This is a genomic window from Glutamicibacter sp. HZAU (genome assembly GCF_004100365.1).
GTDB lineage: Bacteria > Actinomycetota > Actinomycetes > Actinomycetales > Micrococcaceae > Glutamicibacter > Glutamicibacter nicotianae.
Genome location: NZ_SCKZ01000028.1, coordinates 1 through 875 on the forward strand (window position 1 = coordinate 1; position 875 = coordinate 875).

Sequence of the window (875 nt, forward strand, 5' to 3'; positions counted from 1 at the left end):
AATACGGATGCGAATACTGACGCGAATACCGATGCGAACACGGACGTGAACACTGCGGATAACGCTGATGCGAACACCGATGCCAATACGGATGCGAATACTGACGCGAATACCTCTGATAACACCAGTGACAACACCGCGGATAACACGGAACACCCGATCGTGAATGTGCTGCCGGATTCTGTCACTGAAGGCGACGAAGTTACCGTAATCGGCGACAAGTTCACTCCGGACGGCAACGTCAAGGTAATCATCCTAAATTCGAATGGTGACGGAACCCCCGTAGATGAGGGCGATGTCATCGTTGATGAAAATGGTCGCTTCGAGTACAAATACGATACCGATGGCTTGCCAGAAGGTATCTACACCGTCGAAGTTACGGACGAAGAAACTGGAAAGACATACACCGAGTACTTCCAGGTCACTCCTGACGATGCAACTGAGAATGAAGTTAACATCGATATCACCCCCAATCGTTTGATTAAGGGCGAATCGGGAACCGTGACTGGTAAAGAGTTCACTGCAAATGGCGAAGTCAAGATTGAGCAGAGCCAGCTTGGAGACACCACTTCGGCCGTAGCCAAGGCCGCTGCTGCCGCGATGCCTGAAACCGTCACTGCCGACGATAAGGGAGACATCAGCTTCGAGGTCGATTCGACTGATTTGGCTCTTGGTAGCTACTTGATCGTTGCAACCGATGTTGAAAGTGACGCTTACGGGTTCACTACCTTCACCGTTGTGGCTGACGATTCAACTGAAGCAAATACTGCAGATAACACTGCAGACAACACCGATGCGAACACCGATGCGAACACTGCGGATAACGCGGATGCGAACACCGATGCGAACACTGCGGATAACGCGGATGCGAACAC

1 protein-coding gene is annotated in these 875 nt (G+C 51.3%); it reads left to right on the forward strand.

Annotation, left to right across the window (positions count from 1 at the left end; translation table 11 throughout):
- Positions 1-45: 45 nt before the first annotated feature.
- On the forward strand, positions 46-875 hold an 830-nt coding region (locus tag EKH49_RS16640; RefSeq protein ID WP_201739639.1), incomplete at its 3' end, for a VCBS domain-containing protein.